General features: G+C 37.6%; 25 protein-coding genes and 1 pseudogene. 4 read left to right on the plus strand and 22 right to left on the minus strand.

Going from position 1 to position 22,025, the window contains the following annotated elements:
* Positions 1-14: 14 nt before the first annotated feature.
* The 8 genes and pseudogenes from R2S10_RS18800 to R2S10_RS18835 form a co-directional block, all read right to left on the minus strand.
* Positions 15-557 (minus strand): hypothetical protein, encoded by a 543-nt coding sequence (locus R2S10_RS18800; protein ID WP_316841953.1) that lies wholly within the window; start codon positions 555-557, stop codon positions 15-17.
* Between the two features lie 6 nt (positions 558-563).
* A pseudogene (locus tag R2S10_RS18805) lies at positions 564-752 on the minus strand (RHS repeat-associated core domain-containing protein); the annotation flags it as partial.
* Between the two features lie 11 nt (positions 753-763).
* Positions 764-1,174, minus strand: coding sequence for a hypothetical protein (locus R2S10_RS18810; protein WP_316841954.1), 411 nt, complete (start codon positions 1,172-1,174; stop codon positions 764-766).
* A gap of 231 nt (positions 1,175-1,405) precedes the next feature.
* Entirely contained in the window at positions 1,406-1,834 is a 429-nt protein-coding gene (locus R2S10_RS18815) for a hypothetical protein (protein WP_316841955.1), read from the minus strand.
* Positions 1,835-1,932: 98 nt separating this feature from the next.
* Complete coding sequence (locus R2S10_RS18820; RefSeq protein ID WP_316841956.1) at positions 1,933-2,496, minus strand: peptidoglycan-binding protein; 564 nt, start codon at positions 2,494-2,496, stop codon at positions 1,933-1,935.
* A complete protein-coding gene (locus tag R2S10_RS18825; protein ID WP_316841957.1) occupies positions 2,415-2,786 on the minus strand; it encodes a hypothetical protein in 372 nt (123 codons plus the stop codon). Before R2S10_RS18825 ends, R2S10_RS18820 begins: the two co-directional genes overlap by 82 nt.
* An 80-nt stretch (positions 2,787-2,866) precedes the next feature.
* Entirely contained in the window at positions 2,867-3,514 is a 648-nt protein-coding gene (locus tag R2S10_RS18830; protein WP_316841958.1) for a DUF6266 family protein, read from the minus strand.
* Between the two features lie 198 nt (positions 3,515-3,712).
* Positions 3,713-3,943, minus strand: a complete 231-nt coding sequence (locus R2S10_RS18835; protein WP_316841959.1) for a hypothetical protein — start codon at positions 3,941-3,943, stop codon at positions 3,713-3,715.
* Positions 3,944-4,289: 346 nt separating this feature from the next.
* On the opposite strand from R2S10_RS18835, the gene R2S10_RS18840 reads away from it, so the two are divergent.
* Entirely contained in the window at positions 4,290-4,412 is a 123-nt protein-coding gene (locus tag R2S10_RS18840) for a hypothetical protein (protein WP_316841960.1), read from the plus strand.
* Positions 4,413-4,427: 15 nt separating this feature from the next.
* On the opposite strand, the gene R2S10_RS18845 is transcribed toward R2S10_RS18840, so the two are convergent.
* Positions 4,428-6,239 carry a serine hydrolase gene (locus tag R2S10_RS18845; protein ID WP_316841961.1) on the minus strand — a complete coding sequence of 604 codons (1,812 nt, stop codon included), beginning with the start codon at positions 6,237-6,239 and terminating at the stop codon, positions 4,428-4,430.
* Between the two features lie 147 nt (positions 6,240-6,386).
* Positions 6,387-6,857 (minus strand): helix-turn-helix transcriptional regulator, encoded by a 471-nt coding sequence (locus tag R2S10_RS18850; RefSeq protein ID WP_316841962.1) that lies wholly within the window; start codon positions 6,855-6,857, stop codon positions 6,387-6,389.
* Between the two features lie 278 nt (positions 6,858-7,135).
* Between R2S10_RS18850 and R2S10_RS18855 the strand changes: the two genes are divergently transcribed.
* Together R2S10_RS18855 and R2S10_RS18860 are read left to right on the plus strand one after the other, a co-directional pair.
* Positions 7,136-7,624, plus strand: a complete 489-nt coding sequence (locus R2S10_RS18855) for a hypothetical protein (RefSeq protein WP_316841963.1) — start codon at positions 7,136-7,138, stop codon at positions 7,622-7,624.
* 80 nt (positions 7,625-7,704) lie between these two features.
* Positions 7,705-8,196, plus strand: a complete 492-nt coding sequence (locus tag R2S10_RS18860) for a hypothetical protein (RefSeq protein ID WP_316841964.1) — start codon at positions 7,705-7,707, stop codon at positions 8,194-8,196.
* A gap of 55 nt (positions 8,197-8,251) precedes the next feature.
* Here the strand turns inward: R2S10_RS18860 and R2S10_RS18865 are convergent, their stop codons facing one another.
* The 12 genes from R2S10_RS18865 to R2S10_RS18920 all read right to left on the minus strand — a co-directional run bounded on the left by R2S10_RS18865 (position 8,252) and on the right by R2S10_RS18920 (position 21,372).
* Complete coding sequence (locus R2S10_RS18865; RefSeq protein WP_316841965.1) at positions 8,252-8,518, minus strand: hypothetical protein; 267 nt, start codon at positions 8,516-8,518, stop codon at positions 8,252-8,254.
* Between the two features lie 13 nt (positions 8,519-8,531).
* Positions 8,532-9,563 (minus strand): M4 family metallopeptidase, encoded by a 1,032-nt coding sequence (locus R2S10_RS18870; RefSeq protein WP_316841966.1) that lies wholly within the window; start codon positions 9,561-9,563, stop codon positions 8,532-8,534.
* Positions 9,564-9,874: 311 nt separating this feature from the next.
* On the minus strand, positions 9,875-10,468 hold the full coding sequence (locus tag R2S10_RS18875) for a sugar transferase (RefSeq protein WP_316841967.1): 594 nt from the start codon (positions 10,466-10,468) through the stop codon (positions 9,875-9,877).
* Positions 10,461-11,324: an XrtA system polysaccharide deacetylase gene (locus tag R2S10_RS18880; RefSeq protein WP_316841968.1), complete on the minus strand. Its 864-nt coding sequence runs from the start codon at positions 11,322-11,324 to the stop codon at positions 10,461-10,463. The genes R2S10_RS18875 and R2S10_RS18880 overlap by 8 nt, the downstream gene beginning before the upstream one ends.
* Positions 11,321-12,298, minus strand: coding sequence for an NAD-dependent epimerase/dehydratase family protein (locus R2S10_RS18885; protein WP_316841969.1), 978 nt, complete (start codon positions 12,296-12,298; stop codon positions 11,321-11,323). Before R2S10_RS18885 ends, R2S10_RS18880 begins: the two co-directional genes overlap by 4 nt.
* 10 nt (positions 12,299-12,308) lie before the next feature.
* Positions 12,309-14,906, minus strand: coding sequence for a UvrD-helicase domain-containing protein (locus R2S10_RS18890; RefSeq protein WP_316841970.1), 2,598 nt, complete (start codon positions 14,904-14,906; stop codon positions 12,309-12,311).
* Positions 14,907-15,033: 127 nt separating this feature from the next.
* The gene (locus R2S10_RS18895; protein ID WP_316841971.1) at positions 15,034-15,429 is read right to left on the minus strand and encodes a DUF1801 domain-containing protein; all 396 of its coding nucleotides are present in this window, start codon (positions 15,427-15,429) and stop codon (positions 15,034-15,036) included.
* 29 nt (positions 15,430-15,458) lie between these two features.
* Positions 15,459-15,749, minus strand: a complete 291-nt coding sequence (locus tag R2S10_RS18900) for a hypothetical protein (RefSeq protein ID WP_316841972.1) — start codon at positions 15,747-15,749, stop codon at positions 15,459-15,461.
* Between the two features lie 132 nt (positions 15,750-15,881).
* The gene (locus R2S10_RS18905; RefSeq protein WP_316841973.1) at positions 15,882-18,425 is read right to left on the minus strand and encodes a TlpA disulfide reductase family protein; all 2,544 of its coding nucleotides are present in this window, start codon (positions 18,423-18,425) and stop codon (positions 15,882-15,884) included.
* A gap of 630 nt (positions 18,426-19,055) precedes the next feature.
* Positions 19,056-19,451, minus strand: a complete 396-nt coding sequence (locus tag R2S10_RS18910; protein WP_316841974.1) for a DUF1801 domain-containing protein — start codon at positions 19,449-19,451, stop codon at positions 19,056-19,058.
* A gap of 29 nt (positions 19,452-19,480) precedes the next feature.
* A complete protein-coding gene (locus R2S10_RS18915; protein ID WP_316841975.1) occupies positions 19,481-19,771 on the minus strand; it encodes a hypothetical protein in 291 nt (96 codons plus the stop codon).
* Between the two features lie 179 nt (positions 19,772-19,950).
* Positions 19,951-21,372 carry a hypothetical protein gene (locus R2S10_RS18920; protein ID WP_316841976.1) on the minus strand — a complete coding sequence of 474 codons (1,422 nt, stop codon included), beginning with the start codon at positions 21,370-21,372 and terminating at the stop codon, positions 19,951-19,953.
* A 402-nt stretch (positions 21,373-21,774) separates the two neighbouring features.
* Here R2S10_RS18920 and R2S10_RS18925 point away from each other — a divergent pair, with 402 nt between their 5' ends.
* The gene (locus R2S10_RS18925) at positions 21,775-22,002 is read left to right on the plus strand and encodes a hypothetical protein (RefSeq protein ID WP_316841977.1); all 228 of its coding nucleotides are present in this window, start codon (positions 21,775-21,777) and stop codon (positions 22,000-22,002) included.
* Positions 22,003-22,025: the final 23 nt, after the last annotated feature.

Genomic DNA, 22,025 nt, shown 5'->3' on the forward strand with positions numbered 1-22,025 from the left:
TGACAAATTTGCTTTTACTGTAGCCTTAATGTTTTTACAAACGCATTAAAACTTACGTTTAAGTTATTAAAAAAATTGGATACTGGTGATGCCACTTGATGTCTTGCCTCTTTTGTAATTCCAATTCTTGAGAAAGCAGAATAAACCAATGAAGCCATATTATAAGTTCGTTCAGAGATTTTCTCCTTTGTTACTGGGTCAATCCCACCCTTTTTATATTGTTCCATTACATACAATGCATCCATTGCTAATTTAATATCGGCTTCCCTTACTTTCATATCGAACAACGCCCCCGACAGTCCACTTGCTTTATTTTGGAAGTATGACCTGTCATGATTGAAGGCTCCTAAATCAATCATATCCAAAGGCTGAAGGTCTAATTCTGCAGGATCAACATCTGGACCTGGACCAATAAAATTAGACTTAAAATATCCTTTCCCGTTATACTTTACTTTCCCACCATCACCTAAAGCGTCTTTGGTACCTCCTCTTTTATTCGTGTTTTTTTTCTTGATCTTGTTCTTGGGGGGAGTTTTGATTGTTCTTTCCGGCTCCAAAGTAACTTAAAACATCGTCAAAATCCTTATCTCCCTTCTTATATATTCCAGCTTCCCTGCATACATACCATCAATGAACCGTATAGGATTATTTAAAGCATATCCATAAGGACTATTTCTCCTAGAAATATCAGCAAGTGGATCTATCGTGTTGAAACGACCTATTACCGGATCATAAAACCTGGCCCCATAATCACAGTGCTTCGTTAAAACGGTTCAATTACGTATACCATATCTACAGGATCCTGGACCTTATTCAACTGGATTGAAAACTTTCGGATTAAAGATGATTTAATTATTCCTTTCATTTTTTTTAGTTTTCGATATTTTTCTAATGAATCAACATTAAAAAAGGAAAAAGTTGTTTTTTCACTGTTTGGTAATTTTTTTATAGATATATAAGGCACCCATATACTTGTAATTTCTCCAGGACTAAGTTGAATCTGATCCACATAGCCATTAAAAACCAAACTATCTGCAATATTTGTATTTGTATTTTGTACAACAAGAACCCCTGAAGTTGTATTGTTATTAATAGCAACTACCTCACTCTTTCTATCCATCACGCAACCACTAATTACAAGCACTAATATTAATACTGAGAATTTATATAACATAACTTTTAATATTTATTTACGAGGATAATATTCACTTTATCCAATTGCAGAGTTCTCCCCGGAATACTTTGTAGACAACTGATTTGCCTTTACAAGAACAACCCTACCCTTTGCCAGAAAATATTTCTTTAATAGATCACCAAATCTAGCTTAAAGTCCTAAGAATACCAGTCACAAATTATGGATTGGCATTCTTTATTTTTTACTGATATTTTACACCAGTAACAAAATCTATATTTTGCTTTGGCCGAAGAAAAACTGATAATTATTGTATGCCCATCTCAATGCAAATAATATCGGGATAATGATTACACACCACCACCATCCCGAAACTGGAAACCGCTCTTTTATAGTTTCCTTTCGGCTCCCATCTACTACCTTTCCCTGCTCCTCTTTAAGCTGCGCAGCCTGATGCTGTTCTGCTACTTGTATTTTCTCTTCCACCGACTTACGCCCGGATTTTAGCTGTCCGGAGATCATTACTTTTTCTGCCATGCCTGAAAAACCGCCTAATGGAGAGAAACTAAATTCCCCCTTTGGCCAAATAACGACTGTTGAGGAGGAGTTTAAAGAATCATCAATGCTCGATAAGGACCAGCCAACGCGCTGATCCATCGTTTTCAATTGTACAGATTTAGTCGATTCTTCTTTAGTTTTCATTGCAGATCTCAAGCTACTGGATCTGGTCTTTTGAAATAAAGAACAACCAATAAAACACTGAAAAAGACAAATACCTATCAGGATAAAAAAACCGTGCTTCATGATTTATGTTCTTGCTTAATCCAATTTGCAAACCGGAAAATCGTCCGTTTGTGCCTTCTTTTTCTATATACGCCATCACCTTCCCTACTCCCTTTCAAATTTGTATTTCCTTCCAGGGTAAGTACCCAATCAGAACTGGTTTTTTCCACCAGCCCCGCATGGGCGATCCGTTTTAAAGCTGGGAAATAAACCCCAAATACATCTCCAGGAAGGGCTGATCTCGTTAAGCGCCGGAAAGGGAACAAAGATGGTGTCCAACCAATTCTTGGCTGAGCCTGGCCTGCTTTTCCATATACCCAGCTCACAAATGCGCCACACCAGGCATGCCCCTTTCCCAGTTGAATAGCCTTCAAATATGCCTCCACCCTTGCGCCATCATTATTTCCTGTTTTTTCCCGAACACCCAATTCCTGCGCTGCAATCGCAACAATCCTTTTACGGATCGCTGTTTCCTTCTTAATCGAAGTGATCTCTGCATTTAGCAGATCGCGATCAGGCAGCCTACTCCCGCTAAGAGCAGTGATACAAAGCATGCCCATAATAAACCTAACTGTTGCCATAATTCGATTTTTCTAAACTGTAAAACCATGATATCTATCTCTGGAAGTCCTAAGCCTTTCCATAAACATTGGAGCAGCCAATAGCTCAGGCCAACCAATATTAAAAAGGCGATAATGCTCAGTAATAGCAGTAGCCAGATTCCCGGGTCAATATAACCTGCATTCACATCTAAATCCATCATCAGCTGCTGTCCGAATGGCCAGAACAGCAAGAGCGCGATCAGCAATAAGCCCATTTTGCCTGTAACACCCAACATCACATCGGGTATATTTATACTTAATTGTTTCATAATTTGTCTTTGTAAGGTTCAATTATTGGATGTATTTCAAGAAAAACACCCACCAGCCTTGGCTAATGGGTGTTCATTATTTAAACCTTCAGTAGGCTTCCAGCATATTGAGAGTCAGAAACCTTCAATCCATCCGTACTCATGAAATTCACATAACACTCAATTTGTTTCCCGCTATAATCAAAAGGGATTGGCATCTCCAATGTCAAGGCAGATCTTTCAACAACTTTGATCAGTTTTGTGTTACGCCCGGTAGATGGGCAATGAATCATGAAATTAATGAAATCGGTATCTTTTGCCTCAGAATCATTCGAATCTTTCGACCAGGTAAAGGTTAAAAAATAAGGATCATCAAGCGAATTGATCACCTTCACATTTTGCGCCCCTGGAAGACTCCCACGACTAAAAGTAAATGCTGAATAGTCTAGTACTCTGTTCGGAGCTTTTCCGGTTATTGCCTTTTCTAGATTGTATTCTATTGCAGCATTCCTTGGACTCTGTCGGGAAGAACCCGTTCTAAATCCTTCTGCAATCAAATCTTTCCAACCGTTAACCATACTGGTAACTTTACCGAATACATCCTGTTGATTTAACTGGATTAGTGTCGGTTTTTTATTAGATTTATGTGGCTTAACAGCGAAGATGTTTTCGCCGTTTACATAACGTCCTACGTTATTTCCTACTTTACCTCTTACGTCCATCCATGGACCTGCAAATAATCTTCCCATTTTCTTTTGTTTTAAAATTTAATTAATCTGTTGAATCGTAAGTTGCTTGCAAGCCGCTTTTTCTGGGCGCCACAGAAATCGCTTTAAACATTACAATTCAAACGTATCAATCCATAAACTAAGAACCTAGAAAAGAGAAGCTTGTGATTCAACTTGGGACTTATTGATACAATTTGGTTTAATATGACAGTCCGGGGCTTAAAGGATGGATGATTTTAAATAGTATTTCCGACCGGCAATTTCCTTTTCCTTCCAATTGCATTCTTTCAGTTTCCGGTAAAAAGTGCTATGGCTAATACGCAATAACTTCATCACATCCTGGATGTCCAGCCACACTTCTTCTTGAAGTACTACCGCTTCCATTAAATAACCCTTTTCTTTTAATAAAAGAAGTTTGCTTAAGATCCGTTCGATTCTTATTAAAGTCATTTTCATAATGGTTTGGGTTTAAATGAGGCAAAATCGGACATAGCTGTCGCCATGCCTATAAAAAATGGCCTCCATAGTTAACAATAGGATTGATTGAGGATGGTAGATGATTTTTTAACGCGCGAGCTGCGCCTACTTCGGATTTAGATACCTGATCATTTGCGTGTGTTTTAAGGTTAAACTGATAGAAACACCCCCCTATAGTAAATACATTCAGCAAGGCATATCACAAAAAAGACATCCAAGAAAACTAATAAGATACTATAGAGTCAAATTTTTATTAATTATTGACATTAAAATAAATATAATGCATTAATTAGCAAAAACCTACGATTACACAACTTAAATGAGTACAACCAAAAAACAGAAAGAAGGAGGTGTTGTTTTGAAATCAGTCCAGGTCTTGGACAGAAAGGAAAAAGCTGCCCCAGGTCATCCTGGAAGATGTACTGCAGCAGCTTTTCATTAATAATAGAAGAACAAATTATTTTTCTTTTCGCATTGCTTTGAATGATCCATTAGGCTGGATAAATAACATGGATTCAGACTTTCTCTTGTCGTTTATCTCAAACTTAACGCTAAACCCATCTAATGCTTTTATTTTAAAAGCATGCGCTCCTAAAGCAACCGTTTCATATTCTTGTTGCCCCGGAACATATATGTACAAGGTATTTCCTCTAACAGACACCTTAGTCAGGATCTTTCCGAGCATGTATTCTCCAACATATTGTTCTAGTGTTTTAAGGTCCAGCTTAACCAACCTAGGTATAGAAGTAAAGATGGTTTCTTTCATACCTCGCTCTAAGGAACTGGATAAACTACTTATTTTTCCATCCAGATCTCCTGCAAAATTAATTTTCATGCTGCTTTCTGAAGTATCCGCTTTCCCGTCTTTCTCTACCTCTCTCAAATTAAACACGTCATAATAGCTATGCTTTAACCAAAAGCTATATTTCCCCATTTTTGCAAATAAGGAGTCATTCTTGACAGAAATATCTATTTGTCCATACGCTGGATTTGCAAATAAACCTGTATAGTCTTTTAAGGGATGCGATGGTTTGGTGTTTGGAATATCTTTTACAAGTTTCGATTTTTTAGCCAACTCTTCTTTTTTCTTATTTTCTTCCCTTTCTTGAAGAGCTTTACCATTCCAGTCAATCGTTTTTAACTTGAAGAACCTATCGGCAATGCTGTTTAGCACAATTTCCGGAACCTCAGAACTATTCTGATTGGTCAATACAACCACACCAATTTTATCACTTGGAAAAAAGGAAACACTAGCACTAAAGCCATCTATATTTCCACCATGTTCTACCTGATAATGCCCTCTATAAGAGCCGATCATCCATCCTAAACCATAATTGTTCATGTAAATATCCGGTATTGCAGATGGCAAGCCACCATCCCTAACCATTTGGGAGCTCGCTGCTTCGGCAACATAACTGCCTGGCAGAATTTCTTTTCCATTATACTTACCCTTGGAGATCCATAATTTAACCCAATTGGCCATATCATTTGCGCTACTATTGATACTTCCTGCAGGCCCCATACCATCAATATTATAATAATCCATCTTTTTCACATTATTCCCCTCTGTTTTATAAGGTAGGGAAGCGTCAGGATCTTTCTCAAACTCCAGCACTGAAGTCGTTGAGCGGTTCATATCTAAGGGTAAAAAAAATCGTTCTTTGATGTTCTGCTCCCAGGTTTTTCCGGTTAATTTTTCGGCAATCATCCCTTGGGCCAAAAACATATAATTGTTGTACTGCCATTTTTCTCTTATACCCGCATTAGGTTCCATATAGCGTACTCGGTTAATGATACTGTCGCGGTTACTGGTATTAAAAATATACCAGGAAAGATCATAACGAGATAAGCCGGTACGATGTGTCATCATATCCCGTACTGTAATCTGGTTATTCATGTTGTCATTAAAAAACCGCAATTGTGGAAGATATGATACCGCATTGCCATCAAGAGAAAGCTTTCCTTCCTTTTGCAACATCCCCAATAAACCAGAGGTAAAGGCCTTGCTACTCGAACCTATCGCAAAAAGGGTATTTGGAGTCACCGGCTTCTTGTTTTCTACATCTCTGTATCCAAAACCTTTGCTGTATAGTACCTGATCGCCTTCTATGATCGCCACAGAAAAACCTGCTACATTCTGATCTTTTAAAATCTTATTCATTAAGGAATCCATTCCCTGCAAACGAGTATCTGTTGGTTTATGGTTTTCCTGCGCAACAGTAAGGAAATTAATGGCTGCTAAAAAGCATAAGGTAAATGTGTATTTCATCTTTGAACATTAAAAATTGAAGGTAGCTTATTTTAATAGTTCTTAAGACATATGTAAATGAGCTTATGTTACATCAACTTCATTGTATAACTTATCTTGCTATCCCAAAATGGAATAGCAAGATTTTAAACACTTTACAAGACATTTCTATCCCAGCTTGGCAGAAAGGATTTCGATTTTTTCCCTTTCTACACTCAATAATCTTTCATAAAGGTTCGTATTTTTCCCGTAAAGCATTTTGAGATTTTCCATCGCTTCAATCAACTGATCTACCAAATTGTATTTACCACCGAAGCCACTAATATTAATTGTACTTGAAGCATTATCACTATTAACGGAACCGTTCGCACTATTAACAAAAGTATTGAAGTAGTTAATCGCCGCCTCTTCTGTAAAATTCTCCAGGACCTCCACCGGTATCTTTAGAGCATCTGCTACCAGGAGCAAAATATGCTCCTCTACAACTTCCTTAGCTTCGACTAATGAAATCCGTTTTTGATTCCATTCGCTCCCCATTAACTCTGCCAATCCTTCTTGCCTTAAACCCAACATTTCTCTAAATCGTTGAACATTTTTACCCTGATGAACTCTGAATTCATTGTTTCTAGTACCATTCATAATAATGTGTTTTAATTTACCATAAAGTTAAATATTAAACTTTAAATAAACAATAACGATCAATAATATTATTTAAAGGTAAATATTAATCAAAAACTTAAATAGAACAAGTAAAAGCATGGCTTAGAATATCAGCTATATGGTTATTCGTTTCCATACCATCGGGAAGAAATTACAAACCATTTAAATCTGTCATACTATGTATGATATTTCCCCTGCAGAAATACCAAATCCTAAAGATTTGGATAAATTTATTAACTTGGCGTAAAACTCCATACATGTCATTTCTGCCCTACGAAAAACTCAGCTATAGAAGCCCGCTTACACAAGAGGAGGCAATGAAAAGACTATCTGTTAAAATTGATCCCAATCCACCTTTTCTTAATTGGAAGTTCGGCAAATTAGAACAGCCATTTAAAGGAGAAATAAATGGGAATAAGTTTAGGATTTCAAAGATTTTGTCTAACAGTAGAAACTCCATCCCATACTTTTTTGGAGAGATCCGTGAGAACAACGAAGGAAGTACGATTGATATTATAATAAAACCTAAAACAGCACAAATTGGGGCTTTGGCGCTATTTTATGGCATATTCCTATTTGGAGGCTTAACATTTACTTTAACAGATAATTTCATATGGCCAGAAATCCTTTTCCCTGTCGGCGTTCTCGTATTTTTGTATACAATAACTACTATAGCTTTCAAGTTTCAGGCTAGTTTTGTAAAAGACGACTTAGAGGAGATTTTTGAGATCAAGGAAATGAAATAAACAATATGCCTTAAACCTCATTTATCCAAATTCTAAAACATATGATTAGGACCATCATCAACAGGTTTAAAAACAAAGCCATGAAACTAAATGAAATCACAAATCTTTTTAGAATGGATTGTGGAGCGCCCTGTCCAAATATTATCATCAATCCTGGTCATACCTACGTTTCTTTTAATACCGACATTGAAGATAATCGGGTTCTCGAATCAGACTTCAGTCCTTGTGCTGGAAGAATTATTATTGAATTTAAACAATGTAGATTCTCAAGAACAGGTCCCCCTTCAAATGAAACCATTGCCGGTCATCCTTATTATAAATATGGAATGAATTCATGTGGTTTTTATGAATTAGAGAATTCAGATTTGATTCAATCTTTAATAAATGTAGATCAAATACATTCTCGTCATAATTTAGCGCGCTGGAAGACCTATAAACATTTTATCCTCACGTTTCACGATTCTATTTTTGAGTGTGTAGCTACTGAGTTTGAAATAAATAATGTGGATATCGATCTTTATAAACAGGAAGAGTCACTGTTTAAAGCTTTGAGTAAAAAATTCCAACCTTAAAAATACAGACATAAATAAAAGTGTACTCCTTGATACACTATCATTTATGTCAATTTCAATAGTTCAGCTTCTTTCTTAGCTCAGTAACATGTTTTTTCAATTCACCTGTCAGCTTGTCAATATTTATGGCAATAGCTGCTTTATCATCAACTTGCAGGTAGTATTTTTCCAGATCCCTTACCTTCGCATTCTGCATATGATCTTCCGTATGCACCAGCGCATTAATCTCCTGGTCCAATTGATGAGAAACTTCATTTACATCCTTTTCGGCAGTTTTTTGTCTACCAATATATCCTCCAGCCTGAATCAGTGTCATTTTCATTTGATATAAAAGTTTATAGGCCTACAGTTTGCCATCCTGCCTGCACGTTTTTAAGTACTGCTGTATCTCCTGGAAACAGTTTTGCAGCATAAAAAAGCGTTGCGGCTTTAAAAAAAGCAAAATCACATGTTTCCGAAACAAGCGCTTTATCACACATTGCAGCATACCAGATCCTACCAATCTTTTCCCATGCATAGCCTCCAGTATTAAATGCTGCTACATAGAATGCGTGATTTGGAATACTGGAATTATAATGAACTCCCCCACTATCAAAAGGATCATTCACATAACCACTCATATCATTAGGTTGAGGATCGGTACCCATTTCCGGATGATTTACATAAGCTGTTCCCGGTGCTTTAAGAGATCTTAAAGCATAATCTTTACCATTAAGTACATTTTCTCCGATCAGCCAGTTCGATTGAGTGACATCCTGGTTAAGTGTCTTCTGTTTGATCATGATACCGAAAATATCGGCAAGACTTTCATTGAGCGCCCCACTCTGATCCTTATAAGCAAGATTACATTCATACTGGACGATCCCATGTGTCAATTCATGTCCGATAATATCAATATCACTCGTGAATGAACCAAATATTTTGCCATCACCATCCCCATAAACCATCTGTTGCCCATCCCAAAAAGCATTATTGTATTTTGAATCATAATGTACGGTCTGGATAAGTTTAAGGCCTTTGTTATCTATGGAATTCCTTGAAAAAATGGTGTTGTAAAAATCCCAGGTGTACCCTGCAGCATCATAAACATGATTAACATCCTTATCCTCAACAGGCTTCCCACCTTCGGAACGCAACAATGTTCCAGGTTGTTTTTTCTTGTGTCCAGCAGTATAAACCTCTCGGTTCACAGTCGGCTTTCCAGCCTCCTGTTGAAAGGACTTATCCATCAACATCATTTGTGCCTCAGGTTTTAATTTTGACAAAAATTTTCTCCTACTTCTGAAATAGTTATCATTTGAAGAACTGAAGACTGCATGCTTAAATGCGGATGATTCGGTATTAGTATCCATGATTTTGTTCATCATGTACGGAGGAATAATACATTCCCTTTTCGATGGGTTATGTTTTTGACACATGAGCGTTTCTTGAGATTTTATATTAAATTGGTTAATAATAATCCTAATGAAATTGGTTCTTTGAGCTTAAAAAACGTAATTTAAATACCTGACAATCAGCAAACAAAGCCAATACATAAAGTTAAACTTCAAAATTCATATTCACAAGGTAATGACGTTTTATTTTACTACTGAGTTTGAAATAAATAATGTGGATATCGATCTTTATAAACAGGAAGAGTCACTGTTTAATGCCTTGAGTAAAAAATTCGAATCCTAGTTTATTTCCTCATTCCTTTTAAAGAATGTAGCATAATAACCAGATCCATCCGGAAAGAGAGCGATTTGATATAGAACAAGTCGTATTTCAATTTTATAGCTTCTTCTGCAACTGTTGTAGTATATCCTTGCCTAACCTGCGCCAAGCCTGTAATGCCAGGTCTGATCCGATGGCGCAATTGATAATTTGGGATTTGCTGTTCATACCGGGCGAGAAACTCTACCGGTACAGGTCTTGGACCGATCAGACTCATCTCGCCTTTTAAAATATTATAAATCTGCGGCAATTCATCTATCCGATAGCGACGGATGAATTGCCCGCTTTTGGTGATGCGATGATCATTTTTTAAGGTTAAAAATCTGGAATCAGCGCCATCATACATACTTCGGAATTTGTAAATTTTGAACAACTTTCCATTTTTACCCGGTCTGAGCTGAGAGAATAAAATATCCCCTGGCGAGTCCAGAATAATCCAAACCGCAGCTAGTAAAAAGATCAGCAGAAATATAGGCGAAAGAACCAGAATCAATAAAAGTTCAAGAAACCTACGAAAACGCAGATAGGGTAAGTTGATTGCATCATTAGATTTATCCATGTTGTTTGCCTGGTCCGTTTTTTAAAACCATACTATGATGTTTACTAAGTACATTTTCTAAGGATGTAAACTCAAAATCCCGTAACAGTCTTTCCATTTTGCTAAATGTGGAGGATAGGTTTGTATAATGCCTGATGTGTTTTAAGCCCGATAATTTAACGCGAGGCATTTCAGCATCAATTTCCCATGGATGAATGTAAAATATATAGCTTCTCCCCGAAGAAATCACCTTGTCCACCAATTTTTTATAGACAGGATAAGGAAGAAAGCGTAAATATGCGCCGCCACTGCATGGAATATTTCTCCCGAAAACGGAAGCGCAGGAAAGAGGAATCTCGATGAGCTCTTTTAATGGGTTAAAAATGTTAAGCGGCGCATCTCCAATCCCATAATCAGGATGTACACCCGTTGGATAAATGGAAGAATCATAAAGGAAACCCTGTTCCACAAGTTCGTCTAAGGCCCATAAAGTAGATTTTACGACTGTAAATGCCGGTGCCCTAAATCCTTTTGGTTGGATACCACAAGCATGATGTATAGCGGCAACAGATTTTTGAAGATCAGCTTTGAAGGATGCGCTGTTCATGTTTGTAACTAGCCGGTGTGAATAGCCATGAGAAGCAATCTCATGACCTTCCGCAGCGATCATCTTAATCAGCTCAGGATAACGATCCGCTATCCAACCCAATACAAAGAAGGTAGCCTTACATTGAGCCTTGCTTAGCAATTCAAGAATTCGCATGGTTGGTTCAACTACCCTTCCAGGCAATTTATCCCAATCCTCATAACGAATGGCCCCTAATAGATTGTGAGAACAAAACCAATCCTCCAGATCTATAGTGAATCCATTGATCACAGCATTTCTCCCCTTAGATCCTTTTCCTTTTTTTCAATGATCATCGCAACTGAATCCTGCCAATGAACTTCTGGTTTCCACTGTATAAATTCATAGATTTTTTCCAATGATGGTAGTCTGCTGTAAACCTCAGATTTCGCAGCTCTTTCCGGTGGCATTGGGGTGTTTACAATTTCTGAAGCAGAATTGCATTTCATGCGAATGTATTCTGCAAGTTCTTTAATTGTTATCGAGGTATCACTGCCGATATTAAAGATATTTCCCCAGGCTCCTGGTTCTGCAATTAAATCAACAATAGCGCGCAATAGGTCGTCGATATAGCAAAAGCTTCTTCGTTGTGAGCCATCGTTGTAAAGAGTGATTGCTGTACCGGCCATGGCATTGTTAATGAACGTAGGAATCACCATACCGAATTCACTTTTCTGATTTCCACCTGTCACATTGAAAAATCTACCTATGATCACTGGTACAGACTTCAACTGATGAGAATTTAAGCAACTGATCTCATTTGTCAATTTAGAGATGACATAAGAACTACGCCCCTGATCAGTCGTGTAAACACTTAGCGCATCAGTTTCAGAAAGATGGCCTTTATCAGACTGCCCATAAACTTCAGACGTGCTTGCAAAAAACACTTTACACTTCTTTCTTCCCGCTACATCAAGTATCGCTGCAGTACTGTCCAGATTATTCGTTAACGTATCATGAGCATCTGCACATACTTTTTTCACCCCTACTGTAGCTGCCAGATGAACAATAACATCACCCTGAATGGCATATTGCTCCCAGTCAGTTAACTGCTGAACATCAGCAACAACCACAGTCAAATTAGGATGATCTTTGACAAGATCAAGGTTATGCAGAAAGCCAGTCGATAAATTATCAATAGCGATCACCCGGTGATGAAGGGCAAGCAGCTTGGCTGTTAAATGTGAGCCGATAAAACCGGCTGCACCCGTAATTATAAAATTCATTTGGAGATCGTTAATTAATTACCCTTACATTCTTCGGATTGGTCTTGATATATTCCATTACGAGCTTTCCCAACTCAGATTCCCTCTTATCAATTCCAATATATACCTTGTCCATTGCCCTGGTAAGCGCCATTAATGCCCAGGTGCCCGCAAACATCATCTTACGATCCTCATTGGTAATTTCCAAGCCCTGCATCGCCTTTTTTCTTTCCTCTTCGATCAGATACTTTTCAGCATCCGGATGCTCCAATTTACTTGAGAAGAAACGATCAAGGCTAAAACAAGCAACAGACCAGGCTTCCAGCCCCCTGCAAGACTCATAATAAATCAATCTGCTCTCGTAGGGAGCAGGCAATCCCAACCCATTCTTATCCTCAACTGCACCGTCCCAAAGCATAATATCTTCCTGTAATGTTTCGGAATGTTTCCAAAGTCTTTTTGGTTTAAAGTAAGAATCTTCAATATTCCCATATTCATTGATTGTTGGTGATTTCAGAAATCCTGTACCCCCAATCTCATCGGTCTTGGCATTCGCATCAATTAGCATCAGCAAGCCCTCATATGGCGTACAGCCATTTAGATCCGCATCTTTTAGCAACTTATCGATCTCGATTTTAATTTGCTGTTCAGATGGGTTGGGTCTAAAATCAAAGATAATCTCTCCCTGATCTTCAGATTCGACTGCCTGAAGACCGAGTGAAATGTGACAACGTTGAGCAAAATAATTACAGAAATCTAGAATGGACTTCTTCACCCGATAAGATTTACGCCCTTTCTTATACCAGGTTACCTGATCCATTGCTAAATCAGCCTCTTCTTCAGCTGCCATATTTACTGAAAAATCCTCTGGACTGAATATACTGAACTGGTTTTCAACTTCAAGAACAGTTTTTTTCTGATTTCTTTTTCGGTTTGGGCTACCTATAAGTTTCCTATTATTGAAAAAATTCCAGTTGCAGAGTTCCACGTGTCTGATCAACTGTTCATAGCCCCCACTACTCACTACAATATTTTTAACTCCAAAAATAGAAAGTAGCAGTTCACGCTCAAATGGATGACAATCCTGGGCCTCGTCAATAAAAAGAGTTCTTCTACGTTTTCGCCGCGAAACCCTTTGATTCATACTAGACAAAAATGCTTCCTGGTTGATCTTTAAACCGTCTTCTTCCTTGTGCTTATCTGAAAGATTCATCGCAAGAGATAACAGTTCAAACTTATCTCCGATATTATATTTTTCGAAGTATTCATCAGGATTTCGGATGGCAACTAATGTATTCTCCAGCACCTTATAGTAGTCGGCCAGGAATATTTTATCTCCTTCTATTTTGGAAAGCAATTCTTTTTTATAACCAGCAAAATTTCTTAACGTACCATCGATGTTGGAGACATCATATGCAGCCTTTTTATTGATATAATTGGCGACATCGATTCCCACCTCAATTACTCCCCGCTCCAGCCCACTGTTCTGGAAAGCAGTCTTAAGTGGGTTAATAATCTTATAATCCATTGTCGGCGTTTCCTTTTTAGTCAGGAAATCCTTGATAAACTGTCCCACAATTACTACTCGGTCGTCAAGCAATTTCCCGACTTCTAATATCCTGGATTCCGACATCAAATGAAGCAATCCAATAGACCTGGATAGCTTATGCATATAACGATGTAAATTCATCACCGAATGCTCACCCCGAATATGATCCTTTTGGTATTCTCGCTGAGAAATGTATGATTTTAGCGTTCTGGCAATATCAAAAACCAGAAGCTTATTGAAAGTAAGAAATAAGGTATTCTGACCAAAGTCGATACACCGCATCATTAATAACAAGATTTCAGAAGTCTTTCCAGTTCCCGCTTTACCTTCTATGATCACCATACGCTTACCGAGTTCTTCGAAAATATCATGTGAGGCCGAAATCTCCTTAGAAATCCTATCAATCTTTTTTTGAGTAATAAAGCCCGTTTTGCTATCTCTAGAGGCCTGATCTATGATCCGCTTCACATCCTGAGTGATTAGGCTAAAACCGCCTGTATTCCGCCAAGGCGCATAAGAAATAAAGATATCCTGGCCGCAACACTTCAAATAATATAGAAAAGCCTCAAAACTAAAAGTCTCCGCCATCAAATGTCCTTCCGTAGCACCCAGTGTCTTATTTACAACAAAAACCAATGGATGAACAAAAACTTTCTCCTTGATGAAACCACATTTATCCCCAAGATAGTCCCTCATCCCATATCCAAGAGCAGTAAGTTCCTCCGAGTAATCCAACACCTCATTCCCAGCCTTAAAGAACCCATCCTCAACTACAATCTCAGCAGCCTCCCAATTTGGAACCACCTTCACCGGTAAGATCAAATTATGAAGATAAACCCTACGGTTACTCTGGATTATTTGATGGTAATTTCTACTGATATCTTCAACTGCAATCACCAGTAAAAAATCAACCCCCATCTCGGTAGAGACATCTACGGGGAAATTATTGAAGACAAAAACTTCTGCATTTGCACAATTAGGCATCCCACTTTGTATTCCCTTTTCGAAAGCGAAGTAATCGATATAGGGGCTCTTACCATTGAAGGTATTGAAGTTCTTAGCCATTAAACCTTCTATCATTTTGATGAGTGTTTTATTATTTCATTGAAATATAACAATGTATAAACTAAAAAATCACCAGAAAATGGAAAACCGTAAAGTTCTGTACAAAAATTGATTACCGGGAAGCTGATTTGAAGGTTAGATTTTAAGGGTTTAAGCGTAATAAAACGCCTTTTCTTTTGACAATGTTTTTATAGTCCCACTGTATGCGCTTCGACTTTTCGATCCAGCGTGCCAGATCATCAGGGTTGATCTGTTCAACAGCAGTATAGGTAATAGCCGCATCTTTAAATTTCCCGGTGTTTATTTTTAACTCAGGTTCATCAAAATCAGCACCGCTCCAGAACATCAAACGGATACCGGCTTTAAGTTTACTATAGCCAACAATTGGGTTGCCAGCTATAAACCAAACCGGGTGGGCATGCCAGATTTTACTTTCCGCCTCAGGTAAGTTGCGACTGATTTCGGCCATTAAAACATTGCAGATTTCAGAATCTGCTGCCGATTGCGCATCATTATAAGCCTGTATGTCTTTATTCATTCCGGTTTAGTTTTTAATGATTACCGTATTTATTGGGAATATTCCTTGACCAGCATTTCCCATTCCTCGTTTAAAGAAACCTGAGGTCTGCGCTTTCCAGCCCTTTTATACCAATAGTCTGCATTCCAATTGTCGCCCTCCTTGCGATGCAGGTAGGCATGGATATGCGCAGAACGCGGATCTGTTAACTGATCAATCAAATCATGTGCAGTTTTCCAATCACCGGTTCCATCGTACCATAGCGCCTGCAAATACACAGGCAATCCATCCGGCAAGCGACCATCTTTTACTGACTGTTCGAAATCAATTACATCAATCATATTTTAAAGATAATGATAAAGGGTTATACCTGATTGTCAAATAATTTCTAGGTCTATCGGCTTTATAACAGTGTCTCGTCATGAGCAGGCAATTAATGAATTGCCACAAGTTGTAAAATGATTTAGGGTATTTTATAACATCCCCTTTATGGTCTCCACTAGTTTTACACGATCACTTGGTCTTGGCGCTTTCATGCTAGTTACATTCCCTTGCTTATCTATTAAGAGGTAAGTTGGAAAACTACTTATGGAAAGTCTTCTCTCTAACATATATTGCTGGTTATCGGGCAAATTGTAATGCACCATATGCTCACCCGTTAAATTGAATTCCTTGATTATGTTTTCCCAGATTGGTATAGGCGAATTATTAGCAAAATACATAAACACCACATCTTTACCTTTAAGATCTTTCTTAAGATCGGCTACAAAAGGCATTTCTGCACGACAAGGTCCACACCAGGTGCCCCAAAAATCAACATAAATTACTTTTCCTACATACGGTTTGGTCAGTACAGTCCAAAGAGAATCTGCATTTTTAGCATCTTTTAAATGATCCGTACGTTTCAGGCTTTCCGCATAGCTGATACTAGTGTTCGATAATTTTTTATACTGTGCCTGCTTATCATTAACCAGAGCTACTAAAAACGGATTGCTAATTTGCCTCCTGAATTTTTGAAGGTCCTCTTCTGCAATTGGCTGGTGAATCTGTTCATAGAGACCAAATAAAATTTTTGTAAAGAGGAGATTTTTTAATGATTCTTCTGTAGCCTTTTCTATACTTCCAAAATCTCGTTGAACAGCTTTCAACGTGACCGCATAATCTGCCATACGCATTACTAATGCACTATTCCGACTTGAAATATCCCCCGTTAATTTTCTATAAGCAAGACTGTAAGCCTCCGAAAGTCTGCTGAGTTGGGCACTATCTTTTACGTTCTTTGAATATTCAAGGAACGCCTTTTCTGCAATTAAAGCCTTTTTTTCTTCCGGTTTAACCGGAATTTTCCCCTTTTCTACTAAATCGAATAATACATCAGCATGACTTACAGAAACCTCTGTTTTGTCGCCATAATAACCATAATAATCAGTAGCAAAAATATCAAAATCTCTGATCAATGTACTTGGTTTAGGGGGCTGTTGTTTGTATAGGCTATCCGTTACATATTGCATATAGTGGTCAGGAAAGCGCTCCCTGTTTTGGCGATCTAATGTAAAGCGTCTTTGCATTAAATCACTCCCCAGCCTATATTTACTATATTCATCCATAAAATATCTAAAACGCTTACTTAGATTAGGGTGATCATTAACATACTTTTTAATCATTGCGGCTGATTTGTCAAAGTCTTTAGATTTTTCGATCAAAAAGGCTGTTGGTTTCAATTTGTCCATGGCCTCATATCGGTCTTGAGTTGTATAAAATGCTTCGTATATCTTATAGTTTCCCAGTTCATTATGAAAACGGGCATTTTTACCCATAGTAGTTCTAAGGTTAGTAGCTTCATCTACAAAATAAAAATACCGTTCCCCCGGTTCAATTACATCGCTACCGTTAGTTCTTCCCCAGTCTAAAAAAACCTGAGATGTATTTAATAAAGGTACTTTAACCGTAAAAAAGCCATTGCTATCCAAATCGCCATAAAAATTTTCCTGCTTGCCCAATAGTGGATTTTTTATACCAACAGAGAAAGGCTGCTTGTTGCCTGCATTTCTTAGCACACCAGTAATGATAGCGGTGTCGACTTTTGCAAATTTAGAATCATAAAATTCTTTATGATCTGGCAGCTTACTGTTTCTAAACGGTCCGGTCTGACGGTAAAAAGTTTTTTGGCCAGCCCCGTCATTTATTACAGCAGTACTGTCATTCAATATTGAAATTGACAGCGTTTTAGTTTGAGTACCATTAGTTAAAACGGTATTAACTTCCTTTCCGAAGTTTAGCGTTTTGTACTTCCATAATTTACTATCGTAAATGGCATAATTTTCATAAAATCCATATACCCACTCGTTCGTATCCTCTCCAATCCAGTTACCCTTGATTTTGTAAATTGAAGGGTTTGTTGCTATCGGACTAAAAACGTCGTTAAATGCCTGGCTTACAATTTTTATAGTTTTATCGTTATCACTGATATACAATATCTGGTAATCATCTTTATGCTTTACTAAAATGCGATCTTCTCTGTTTAAATAGCGGCCCGCCCAGATCAGCTCCCAATTTTTTCCCAAATAACTTACCTTGTTTTTCGAGATCGAGAAGAGGTTGGGGTTTAAACCTTCCGGCACCCATTTCTTATTATACTTTTCCGGGCTCTTATTCTTTTCGTAAAGTTTCACATCTGGATCGGTGTTAAACCAGGTACAATTCAATGGTTTTTCCCAGGTGCTAAAAAGGAGAACAGCTTTTCCTTCTTTTATATTTGTGATGGTGAGATTCAATTTGTCCTGATCAGACCTTAACCAAAGTTTAAGGCCATCGTCCGTAGTGGTAACACTATCAACTTTGTAAATTTGATATTGATAATCAACAAAATTTTCACCAATCAAAGGTCCATTCCAATTACCGGCATTTGTATTATTATACTGCCAAAAGCCTTGTAATTGCTTTGGAACCTTATCCGATTTAGAAAATGCTACGTAGGAGATAAAAAACGAGAGTACTAAGAGCGCAATTTTTTTCATAAAAAAATATTTACAATGCAATATTGTAAAATTGCAGGTAATTAACTAATTAAAAATTGTTGCTGTTTTGCGGGGGGAGGTCAACATATCGAAAGTCCCTAAAAGTCGAAACAAATGATGTAATATTATCATTAAATACCGATAAGAATTCACTTAAAGATGATCAATCATTAATTAAAAAAACTGGTGAAAAGTTACCTATTTGGGGTAATTACATTATTATTCCACATAAAAATATTTGCATTGATTTTATCCCTAGCGAAGACCTTCTTAAACTATCCCCACCATTAAAGATTGGCTATCGTAAAAGCAGATCAATCTTAATGAATAATACAATTGATCTGCTAAAAAAAATCTTTTGGATGCTCTGGAGTACTTCGTCATAATGCGAGCTGACGTTATAAATAACCGTTTAGTTTTAATCTTCCCCCATCTCGGTAATAACATCTACCGGAAGGTCATTGAAGAGAAAACCTCATCATTGGCATTAAAACTTCTATCATTTTGATGAGTGTTTTATTATTTCATTGAAATATAACATTGTATAAACTAAAAAATCATCAGAAAATGGAAAACCGTAAAGTTCTGTACAAAAATTGATTACCGGGAAGCTGATTTGAAGGTTAGATTTTAAGGGTTCAATCGTAATAAAACGCCTTTTCTTTTGACGATGTTTTTATAGTCCCATTGTATGCGTTTCGACTTTTCGATCCAGCGTGCCAGGTCATCTGGGTTGATCTGTTCAATAGCAGTATAGGTAATAGCCGCATCTTTAAATTTCCCGGTGTTTATTTTTAACTCAGGTTCATCAAAATCAGCACCGCTCCAGAACATCAAACGGATACCGGCTTTAAGTTTACTATAGCCAACAATTGGGTTGCCAGCTATAAACCAAACCGGGTGGGCATGCCAGATTTTACTTTCCGCCTCAGGTAAGTTGCGACTGATTTCGGCCATTAAAACATTGCAGATTTCAGAATCTGTAGCCGATTGTGAATCATTATAAGCCTGTATGTCTTTATTCATTCCGGTTTAGTTTTTAATGATTACCGTATTTATTGGGAATATTCCTTGACCAGCATTTCCCATTCCTCGTTTAAACTAATCTGAGGTCTGCGCTTTCCAGCCCTTTTATACCAATAGTCTGCATTCCAATTGTCGCCCTCCTTGCGATGTAGGTAGGCATGGATATGCGCTGAACGCGGATCTGTTAACTGATCAATCAAATCATGCGCAGTTTTCCAATCACCGGTTCCATCGTACCATAGCGCCTGCAAATACACAGGCAATCCATCCGGCAAGCGACCATCTTTTACTGACTGTTCGAAATCAATTACATCAATCATATCTCAAATATAGTGACAAAGCGTTAAACCTAATAACCATGATTTTATTGTACCATAAGTTTAAATTTTATTGTTATACTTCTTCCACCAAACAGTATGTGCTGCAGTAAAATAACAAGCCCCCTGATACCTCAGCGCTACTCGGACAAATCGCTTATTTTAATGAACTATTCTATTAATTAATTGCCCCCTCTGATCCCTTTGAATATGATTTCTACAGGATTCCACCTATCTATACAGAGGCTAATACGTAACGCATTTACAGGAGCATCAGGATTAAACCATAAGTTTCCTTCATTATGATAAAGCTCCGTATCTAATAAAGCGCTGATTGAAACGGGATTGAGCGGAGCATTTAAGCCAACAAAAGCAAAAGTCCCCCAATCGGGCAAGATTAAATGCGCTTCATCCGCTATGTAACTTTTAAAGATCACATCAAGACTATACTCTCCTGCTTTGCAGCGCTTATTCACCGTCCTTACATAGGAACTCAACTCCCCACTGGCACACAATCCAGCCATCCCCCTTTCCAATAAATAATCCCCTCCATCATAACATTTTTTGACCCGCTTGTTTAACAAGGAAATAAAATCCTTAGGTCCGGCAACCATACCAATTTGGTGGAACTGAAGCGTGAGGTTGCTTAAAGGAGCAATATATACGACAGTTGCAGTTTGCAAGGAAATTTGCAGATCTTTGGCCCCCGACCTGCAAAACTCATAATCATAATCCATCACCAGTAAACAGAAATTGAATTTCACAGAAAGTGCCACAATCTGTTTCCAACGGTCCTTCTTCATACTAACAGGTACGGGAAAATCAGGCCTTGGTCTAATGATCACCACTTTAACATCCTTTTCCTTACAAATCCGCTCCAAACCATCTGCACTCATTCCCTTTTCATCAGCACCGGTAATAGAAACTTTTAAATGAAGATTCCGACAAAGCTCCATGAATTGCAAATCTGCCTCCGAGACCGATACCACATCATCCCCATCTTTTATTAAACACCTCATAACTTTATAGAGTGCAAACCCCCTTGGAATAATACAAAGCTGATCCTCATTGTCTATAATCCCTCTATTTTTAAGAATTTTCAGTGCTTCAGGAAAATAATATTTCCCATGAGTCCTTACCTCTATCGTATCCTTTTGATGGTGTATATCGTTAAATACTTCATAAGTTTTTGAACGGGGAGGCTGGTAAACAGACCCAATCGTAAGAATATTCATCACGCCTTTTGTGTCCTCCTCAACGGATTTACCTAGTGTTTTATTGAACTTAAACTTGCCAAACAACACCTCTTTGATATGGCCATCTTTCATCACCGGAGTGTGCATAAAAGTCCCGATTCCAGGAACCGCATATAAAACATGGTCTTTTGAAACTAAAAACGCATAAGCCCTTTCCACAACATGAGGTTTAACCTTAAAAACGGAAGCTAATGTTCTTATTGCCGGCATTTTTAAACCAAAAGGAACATTACCTCTTTCAAATTCCATTTGAATCAAATCTACAAATTGGAGATAAATTCTCTTTTTAGCATTCCTGCGAGACAATTTCCATTTAATATTCCAAAGTATTGATTGATAATTTTCCATGAGCGCTTAAAATTAATGATCAAACAATGAAATTAATTATAAAAAAGTAAATTTTACTGCAACAAATCACCTAATAAAGCCTGTCTGTAAAAAATTACAACTTGTGTCTGAAAATAACCAATAAACAATACTATCTGGAAATAAACAACTTTTGCGTCTGGTTTTTATTAAAAACAAGTTTCTAAATTTGATAATGTTAAACGATCGTATCAACAAAAGCCAGTATTCATGCTAAATATTGGTAAGCCAACATTGCACTCAAGCAAAGTTTAATGCTGGCAAACACCTCACCGGAAGGTGTAGTTAAATCAGTTGAATAAAAAAGGGACTCGCTGAAAACCTTAAACAGAGTAGGCAGATGAATTAAAATTTAGCTTTTTAATGTACAAAAGCACTAAAATTATGGCGAACGCTTGGTTTGTTAGACAATTATTACAAGATCCTACATTAGAGTCCAGTTATGTAAAATCAACTGTAGCACCATCATGTTTCGGAACCGTTCACATCTGTGCTATAAATACGTTTGATGACGGTAGTAACCAACCTATTATTGATGAAGCAATCTTAAAGGAAATGGTGCTCGCATTAGATGCTGCGACGAGTACTCCTAATGTTGAATTAAAAGCTTAAGGAAGCTAACTTCTTAATCAGTA

The sequence above is a fragment of the Pedobacter gandavensis genome, from assembly GCF_032678745.1.
Classification (GTDB): domain Bacteria; phylum Bacteroidota; class Bacteroidia; order Sphingobacteriales; family Sphingobacteriaceae; genus Pedobacter; species Pedobacter gandavensis_C.

What these genes read in the sequence shown, in the direction of transcription:
- R2S10_RS18910 (WP_316841974.1), bottom strand. Translation starts at nt 19,451, where the DNA reads ATGAATAAAGACATACAGGCTTATAATGATTCACAATCGGCTACAGAT.
- R2S10_RS18885 (WP_316841969.1), bottom strand. Translation starts at nt 12,298, where the DNA reads ATGAATTTTATAATTACGGGTGCAGCCGGTTTTATCGGCTCACATTTA.
- R2S10_RS18845 (WP_316841961.1), bottom strand. Translation starts at nt 6,239, where the DNA reads ATGAAATACACATTTACCTTATGCTTTTTAGCAGCCATTAATTTCCTT.
- R2S10_RS18890 (WP_316841970.1), bottom strand. Translation starts at nt 14,906, where the DNA reads ATGATAGAAGGTTTAATGGCTAAGAACTTCAATACCTTCAATGGTAAG.
- R2S10_RS18875 (WP_316841967.1), bottom strand. Translation starts at nt 10,468, where the DNA reads ATGGATAAATCTAATGATGCAATCAACTTACCCTATCTGCGTTTTCGT.
- R2S10_RS18865 (WP_316841965.1), bottom strand. Translation starts at nt 8,518, where the DNA reads ATGAAAATGACACTGATTCAGGCTGGAGGATATATTGGTAGACAAAAA.
- R2S10_RS18825 (WP_316841957.1), bottom strand. Translation starts at nt 2,786, where the DNA reads ATGAAACAATTAAGTATAAATATACCCGATGTGATGTTGGGTGTTACA.
- R2S10_RS18905 (WP_316841973.1), bottom strand. Translation starts at nt 18,425, where the DNA reads ATGAAAAAAATTGCGCTCTTAGTACTCTCGTTTTTTATCTCCTACGTA.
- R2S10_RS18840 (WP_316841960.1), top strand. Translation starts at nt 4,290, where the DNA reads ATGAGTACAACCAAAAAACAGAAAGAAGGAGGTGTTGTTTTGAAATCA.
- R2S10_RS18925 (WP_316841977.1), top strand. Translation starts at nt 21,775, where the DNA reads ATGGCGAACGCTTGGTTTGTTAGACAATTATTACAAGATCCTACATTA.
- R2S10_RS18915 (WP_316841975.1), bottom strand. Translation starts at nt 19,771, where the DNA reads ATGATTGATGTAATTGATTTCGAACAGTCAGTAAAAGATGGTCGCTTG.
- R2S10_RS18920 (WP_316841976.1), bottom strand. Translation starts at nt 21,372, where the DNA reads ATGGAAAATTATCAATCAATACTTTGGAATATTAAATGGAAATTGTCT.
- R2S10_RS18810 (WP_316841954.1), bottom strand. Translation starts at nt 1,174, where the DNA reads ATGTTATATAAATTCTCAGTATTAATATTAGTGCTTGTAATTAGTGGT.
- R2S10_RS18835 (WP_316841959.1), bottom strand. Translation starts at nt 3,943, where the DNA reads ATGACTTTAATAAGAATCGAACGGATCTTAAGCAAACTTCTTTTATTA.
- R2S10_RS18855 (WP_316841963.1), top strand. Translation starts at nt 7,136, where the DNA reads ATGTCATTTCTGCCCTACGAAAAACTCAGCTATAGAAGCCCGCTTACA.
- R2S10_RS18860 (WP_316841964.1), top strand. Translation starts at nt 7,705, where the DNA reads ATGAAACTAAATGAAATCACAAATCTTTTTAGAATGGATTGTGGAGCG.
- R2S10_RS18900 (WP_316841972.1), bottom strand. Translation starts at nt 15,749, where the DNA reads ATGATTGATGTAATTGATTTCGAACAGTCAGTAAAAGATGGTCGCTTG.
- R2S10_RS18870 (WP_316841966.1), bottom strand. Translation starts at nt 9,563, where the DNA reads ATGATGAACAAAATCATGGATACTAATACCGAATCATCCGCATTTAAG.
- R2S10_RS18820 (WP_316841956.1), bottom strand. Translation starts at nt 2,496, where the DNA reads ATGGCAACAGTTAGGTTTATTATGGGCATGCTTTGTATCACTGCTCTT.
- R2S10_RS18830 (WP_316841958.1), bottom strand. Translation starts at nt 3,514, where the DNA reads ATGGGAAGATTATTTGCAGGTCCATGGATGGACGTAAGAGGTAAAGTA.
- R2S10_RS18815 (WP_316841955.1), bottom strand. Translation starts at nt 1,834, where the DNA reads ATGAAAACTAAAGAAGAATCGACTAAATCTGTACAATTGAAAACGATG.
- R2S10_RS18850 (WP_316841962.1), bottom strand. Translation starts at nt 6,857, where the DNA reads ATGAATGGTACTAGAAACAATGAATTCAGAGTTCATCAGGGTAAAAAT.
- R2S10_RS18895 (WP_316841971.1), bottom strand. Translation starts at nt 15,429, where the DNA reads ATGAATAAAGACATACAGGCTTATAATGATGCGCAATCGGCAGCAGAT.